The organism is Protofrankia sp. Cj3 (genome assembly GCF_917627355.1).
Lineage (GTDB): Bacteria > Actinomycetota > Actinomycetes > Frankiales > Frankiaceae > Protofrankia.
The window spans coordinates 1-6,364 of sequence record NZ_CAKJTR010000117.1 but is presented as its reverse complement, the minus strand read 5'-3'; the positions used below and the strand labels follow the sequence as shown (position 1 = coordinate 6,364).

The window sequence follows — 6,364 nt, the reverse complement described above, 5'->3', positions numbered from 1 at the left end:
GTCATGTCCGCCATCCTGCCCACGGCCAGTCCATTCGAACATAGCGGGCGACCGACGGCTCCTGGGCTGACTACGCACAGTTCCCGCATACCGCCGCCACGACGACGAAAGTACCGGTGCGGGGCGTCCGGCCACACCGTGGCGCGCACGAAGCATAGGGTCGTCGGTGTGGATCGCCGCATCTTCGGCCTGGAGAACGAGTACGGCGTCACCTGTGTCTTCCGTGGGCAGCGCAGGCTGTCTCCGGACGAGGTGGCGCGGTACCTGTTCCGGCGGGTCGTGTCCTGGGGCCGCAGCAGCAACGTCTTCCTGAAGAACGGTGCCCGGCTCTATCTCGATGTCGGCAGCCATCCCGAGTACGCCACCCCCGAGTGCGACTCCGTTCCCGATCTCGTCACCCATGACAAGGCCGGCGAGCGCATCCTGGAAGGGCTGCTGGTCGAGGCGGAACGACGCCTGCGCGAAGAGGGCATCGCCGGGGACATCCATCTGTTCAAGAACAACACTGACTCGGCCGGGAACAGCTACGGCTGCCATGAGAACTACCTCGTCGGCCGGCACGGCGAGTTCAGCCGGCTCGCGGACGTCCTGGTGCCGTTCCTGGTGAGCAGACAGATCCTGTGTGGGGCGGGCAAGGTGCTGCAGACCCCTCGCGGCGCCGTGTACTGCATCTCGCAGCGCGCCGAGCACATCTGGGAGTCGGTGTCCTCGGCGACGACCCGATCCCGCCCGATCATCAACACTCGGGACGAGCCGCACGCGGACGCCGAGCGTTTCCGGCGCCTGCACGTGATTGTCGGCGACTCCAACATGAGCGAGACCACCACCTTGCTCAAACTCGGCTCGACCGATCTCGTCCTGCGCATGATCGAGGCTGGTGTGGTGCTACGGGACATGTCCCTGGAGAACCCGATCCGGGCGATCCGGGAAGTCAGTCATGACATGACCTGCCAGCGTAAGATCAAACTGGCGAGCGGGCGCGAGGCCAGCGCTCTGGAGATCCAGCGTGAGTACTTCAGCAAAGCGGTCGAGTTCATCGAGCGCCGGGGCGGGGACGCGATCGCCAAACGTGTCCTGGACCTGTGGGGCAGAACGCTTCTCGCGATCGAGACCGACGATCTGGAGCTGGTCGCCCGCGAGATCGACTGGGTGACGAAGTACGTGCTGATCGACCGGTTCCGGCACCGGCACAGCCTGTCCCTGGCCTCACCCCGGATCGCCGAGCTGGACCTGAAATACCATGACATCCACCGTCAGCGGGGCCTGTACTACCGGATGGAGCGGGCCGGGCTGGTGGAGCGGGTCAGTCGTGACCTTGATATTTTCGAGGCGAAGTCCATCCCGCCGCAGACTACCCGGGCGCGGCTGCGTGGTGAGTTCATCAAGCGTGCGCAGGAGAAACGGCGCGACTTCACCGTCGACTGGGTGCACCTCAAGCTGAACGACCAGGCTCAGCGCACGGTGCTGTGCAAGGATCCGTTCCGTTCCGTCGACGACCGAGTCGACAAGCTCATCGCCAGCATGTGAGGACCACCCGCCTGTGACCGACCTTCGCCGCCCCGTCAAGGGCGTCCAGCTCTCCCTCTCCCGGGCCTTCGGCGGACCGGGAGAAGCGCCGATCACGCCTGCCGCGGCCAGGTGCCTGTCCGCCGCGCTGTCAGCGGTTCTGCTTGCCTGCGCACTCGCCGCCTGCGGCAGCTCCACCGCGCCCGACGGGACCAAGGCCGCGCCGGTACGGCTGGCGGACACCCTCGGCCCCGCCGCCAGCGGCGTGGGGCTGCCCGCGGTCACCGGCGCGACCGACCTCAAGGCCAAGCCGACGATCGCGGCCGGGTCCGGTACACCCGGTACCAAGCTGCTGACCAGGGATCTCGTGGTCGGTACCGGAGCGGCTGCCACCACGCAGAGCACGGTCTCGGTGCAGTACGTCGGAACGCTGTGGACCACCGGTGAGGAGTTCGACTCCAGCTGGAGCCGCGGACAGGCCGCGATCTTCCCGCTGAGCGGTGTCATCCCAGGCTTCCAGCAGGGCATCGCCGGCATGAAGACCGGCGGTCGCCGGGAAATCGTGATCCCGCCGGACCTCGGCTACGGCTCAACGGCCCAGGGGCCGATTCCCGGCGGCTCGACCCTCGTCTTCGTCGTGGACCTGGTCGGGCTGCAGGCGACGGATCGCTGACGCAGGGCGACTGGCCAGCGGGGATGCGGCATCGCGGGGAAGGGCTGAGGTGCGCACTGCGTGTCAGTGCTTCCCCGCGATGCCGCATCCTTGTCGCCGGCCGCTCTCACCGGCCGCTCCTGAAGATCCAACGCGGATGGCCTAGCCTCATACGGTGTCCCGTCGGCGGTTGGAACGGCTGCTGAACCTTACGATGTGCCTGATGGCAACATCACGTTTTCTCACTGTGGCCGAAATCGGCGAACTCGTGGACGGTTTCGCCCCTGGCGAGACCGCCGAGGAGCAGGAGGCGTTCCGCCGGATGTTCGAGCGGGACAAGCAGTACCTACGCGACCTCGGCATCCCGCTGGAGACCGGATCGAACTCGTTCCTCAGCGATGACGTCGGGTACCGCATCCGGCGCAGCGACTACGCGCTGCCGGAGATATCCCTCGACCCGGACGAGGCGGCCGCCCTCGGGCTCGCCGCGCGGCTGTGGTCGAGCACGTCGCTGGCGGCCGCGAGCGCAAGCGCGCTACTCAAGCTCGCGGCCGGGGGCGCTCCCACGCTGCCCGGCCCGGACGGCCTGGAACCCCGCGTCGGCACGACCGAACCGGCGTTCGCGCCGTGCCTCGCGGCGGTCCAGGCCGGGCAGGCGATCCGCTTCCCCTACCGCAAACCGACGGAGACCGAACCGAGCGAACGCTGGGTCCAACCGTGGGGTGTGGTGTCCTGGCGGGGACGTTGGTACCTGGCCGGGCATGATCAGGACCGCGCCGCGGCCCGGGTGTTCCGGTTGTCACGGGTGACCGGCACCGTGCGCCCGGTCGGACCGCCCGGGGCGGTCCGGATGCCCGAAACCGTCGATCTGCGGGCGCTGGTGTCGGCGTCCGCGCCGCCGGAACGGACCCGCACCGCCGTACTGCGGATACGTCCGGGGACTGGCCACGCGCTGCGCCGGCACGCCCGTGTCCTGTCCGCGGCGACCGGGCAGGACACGGGCGTGCCGGGCATGACCGGGATGGACATCGTAGAGATTGACTACTCCGATATCGAGCGCATGGCCCGCTGGGTGGTGGGGTACGGCGATGACGTCCTGGTGGTACGGCCCCGGCAGCTGCGCACCGAGGTGGTGCGCCGGCTGACCGACGCGGCGTGGGCGCACACCGTACCGGGCGGCCAGGCTCCCCGGCCGTGCACGGAGCGGGCACCGACCGCGGGACCGGCGGCACCGTGAGCCCGTCGGCCGCCGAAGCCTCGACCGATCGACTGAGCCGGCTGCTCGCCCTGGTGCCATGGCTGCGGGCGCACCCGGGCGTCACCCTCGACGAAGCCGCCGCGACCTTCAGGATCAGCGTACGGCAGCTCCGGGACGATCTTGACCTGTTGTTCGTCTGCGGCCTGCCTGGCGGTGCGCCCGGTGACCTCATCGACCTGAGCTACTCCGCCGATCAGGTCACCGTTGTCGACCCGCAGACCCTTGACCGGCCGCTGCGGCTGTCGGCGGACGAAGCCATGGCGCTGGTTGTCGCGGCCCGCACCCTCGCCGAGGTGCCCGGGCTGTCCGCCCGCGACGCTCTCGACCGCGCGGTGGCGAAACTGGAGAAAGCGGTCGGGGCCCTGCCCGCGGAACGGGTCAGGGTCGAGCTCGATGCCCAGGACGAGGTCCTGCGCATCATCCAGGACGCTGTCGCCCGGAAGCGGCGGCTGCACCTTCGCTACCTGGTCTGGTCCCGCGACGAACTCACCGAACGTGATGTCGATCCGATGCGGGTACTGGCCCGTGACGGCCGCTGGTACCTGGAGGGCTGGTGCCATCGGTCGAAGGCGGTCCGGCTGTTCCGGCTGGACCGGATCGACGGTTCCCAGGGGGTCACCGTTCTCGACCTCCCGGCCGCGCCGCCGCCCACGGCGGCGCCGCGCGAGACCACGGGCAGCCTCTACCAGCCCGGGCCATACGATCTTCGGGCCGTGCTCGAACTGCATCCGGGAGCCCGCTGGGTTGCCGACTACTACCCGGTCGAGTCCCAGCGGGAGATCGGAGCCGGCTGCCTGCTGATCGAACTGCGGGTGTCGGAAACAGGCTGGTTACGCAGACTGGTGCTGGGTCTCGGGGACCAGGCACGGGTGGTGGAGCCGGCGGAGCTCGCGGCCGAGGTGCACGCTGTCGCTGTCCGTGCCTTGGCTGCCTACGGCCTCCAGCCCCGGCCGCGAGCGGGGTAGGTTGATCCCGTGCGTTGGCTGCTCATCGACTGTGCTCTTGTCCTGCTGGCCTGCGTTGCGCTTGGCGCGTTGGCGTATCGCCTGTTCAGCAGGGTGCGCCTGGTCACCAGTGAGGTCGGGAAGCTGCGGGACCGGCTGGCCGGCCTCACCGAGGAGACGGCCGCGTTGGCTGGACGGCTCGACGCCGCCGAGGCCAGCGCGAGACTCGGTGAGCGGGCATCGGCCGGGCCGGGCAGCCGGTCACGACACGACAGATCCTGGTTATGAGCCCGTCACGTGCATAACATCAGGCCGTTGTCTGACGAGGCCAGGCTAGCCGACGTAACATCAAGCCGACGTAGTATCAGGCGCGCACCGGTCGTTGGGACCGGACATCGAAGTGAAGGAGGCACGCCATGCCCAATCTCGGTACCCCCGAGCTTCTGATTATCGCGTTTGTGGTCATCCTGCTGTTCGGATCCAAGAAACTACCCGAGGCGGCACGCTCGGTCGGACGCTCACTTCGGATCTTCAAGGCCGAAACCAAGGGCCTCAGCCAGGATGATGAGAACCCCACCGTGACCGCGCCGCCGCAGGCCCAGCCGGCACCGGCACCACGGCCGATCGAGCCCGCCCCGGCGGTTGCGGCTGCGCAGCAGGCCACGGCTGGCGCGCCGTCGGTCAACGGCCACTCCGTCACGGCAGGCGACAGCGGCCTCCAGCGCTGACACATCCCTCACCCTCTCGTCCACGAGCAGGAGTCGCCGCCCGTGCCCCGGTTGCCCACACCGCGGCGGATCGTGCAGGCGGTGCAGTTCCGCCGTACCAGGACGGTCGAAGACAGCCGGATGTCGCTCACCGAGCACCTTCGTGAGCTGCGCGACCGGCTGGCGAAGGCGCTGATCGCGCTAGCCATCGCCACCGTGGTCTGCTTCATCTTCGAACCGCGTATTTTCGACCTCCTGAAGGAGCCGTACTGCTCGTTGCCGGCGAAGTCCCGTGCCGGTGGCGGAGAATGCCAGCTGTACTTCTTCGGCATCCTCGACGCTTTCATGATCCGATTGAAGATCTCGCTCATCGCCGGAGCCGTGGTCTCGGCCCCGGTCTGGCTCTACCAGCTCTGGTCGTTCATCACGCCAGGGCTGCACCGCAACGAGCGCCGCTGGTCACTGGCGTTCGTCAGCTCTTCCCTGGTGCTGTTCACCCTCGGTGGCTACTTTGCCTATCTGACCCTGAACAAGGGCCTCCAGCTGCTGCTCGGTTTCAGCGGAGACGGTCTCGTCAGCCTGCTCGACGTCAACAAGTACCTCTCCTACGTCATCGCGATGCTCATCGTGTTCGGGCTGTCGTTCGAGGTCCCGTTGCTGGTCGCGATGCTGAATCTGGCAGGCGTGGTTCCCACGCGGACATTGCGCGCGTGGCGCCGTCCCGAGATCTTCCTCGTGTTCGTGTTCGCCGCCGTGGTCACACCGAGCCAGGACCCGTTCACAATGATTGCTCTCGGCCTGCCCATGTGTCTGCTGTACGAGGTCGCGCTCATTATCGGCTGGGTCAATGACCGGCGCCGGGCCCGCCGTGGCGACACATCGCCGTACGCGGATCTCGATGACGACGAAGCTTCACCGCTCGACTTCGACGATCTCCCGCGGCCGGACGAGCGCTCCAGCGGTGGCGACCCGGTGGGAACCACCGTGGGCACCGGCAGTACACCGTCGAACGCGGCTCACCTCGACGTCACCTGAGCACCACCGCCCGCCCTCCGCTCCTCGCTCTGGCCGCTGGGCGGCCCCGGCCGCAGGGCGTTCGACCAGGGAGCGGCGTCCGGGTGGATGGATCGCGAGGCGCCGCCCTGGCGACGCGAGCCGGACGGTCCTAGTGGTCGCCGCCGGACGTTCGTCCAGGGTCTGCCGACGCCAGACGGCGCCTCGCCTCATCGCTCCCCGCACATCGCTTCGCGATGCACGGGTACCCCGGCTCGTCGGCCCAGGTAGAACACCGCTACCT

The 6,364-nt window shown here is 68.6% G+C and carries 7 protein-coding genes; all 7 read left to right on the top strand.

The genetic code is table 11. The features are described 5' to 3' along the window. The first annotated feature begins 168 nt into the window (after positions 1-168). The 7 genes from pafA (at position 169) to tatC (ending at position 6,102) form a co-directional block, all read left to right on the top strand. Positions 169-1,527: a Pup--protein ligase gene (pafA, locus tag MJ783_RS15695; RefSeq protein WP_239311189.1), complete on the top strand. Its 1,359-nt coding sequence runs from the start codon at positions 169-171 to the stop codon at positions 1,525-1,527. A gap of 13 nt (positions 1,528-1,540) precedes the next feature. Beyond that, positions 1,541-2,179, top strand: coding sequence for an FKBP-type peptidyl-prolyl cis-trans isomerase (locus MJ783_RS15690; RefSeq protein ID WP_239311188.1), 639 nt, complete (start codon positions 1,541-1,543; stop codon positions 2,177-2,179). Between the two features lie 154 nt (positions 2,180-2,333). Next, positions 2,334-3,395 (top strand): helix-turn-helix transcriptional regulator, encoded by a 1,062-nt coding sequence (locus tag MJ783_RS15685; protein WP_370651646.1) that lies wholly within the window; start codon positions 2,334-2,336, stop codon positions 3,393-3,395. Next, a complete protein-coding gene (locus MJ783_RS15680) occupies positions 3,392-4,381 on the top strand; it encodes a YafY family protein (RefSeq protein ID WP_239311186.1) in 990 nt (329 codons plus the stop codon). The genes MJ783_RS15685 and MJ783_RS15680 overlap by 4 nt, the downstream gene beginning before the upstream one ends. Before the next feature lie 9 nt (positions 4,382-4,390). Continuing rightward, positions 4,391-4,648: a hypothetical protein gene (locus MJ783_RS15675; RefSeq protein ID WP_239311185.1), complete on the top strand. Its 258-nt coding sequence runs from the start codon at positions 4,391-4,393 to the stop codon at positions 4,646-4,648. Positions 4,649-4,776: 128 nt separating this feature from the next. Continuing rightward, positions 4,777-5,088 carry a Sec-independent protein translocase subunit TatA gene (tatA, locus tag MJ783_RS15670; protein ID WP_239311184.1) on the top strand — a complete coding sequence of 104 codons (312 nt, stop codon included), beginning with the start codon at positions 4,777-4,779 and terminating at the stop codon, positions 5,086-5,088. Positions 5,089-5,130: 42 nt separating this feature from the next. Further along, positions 5,131-6,102, top strand: coding sequence for a twin-arginine translocase subunit TatC (gene tatC, locus MJ783_RS15665; RefSeq protein ID WP_239311183.1), 972 nt, complete (start codon positions 5,131-5,133; stop codon positions 6,100-6,102). The last annotated feature ends 262 nt before the right edge of the window (positions 6,103-6,364 follow it).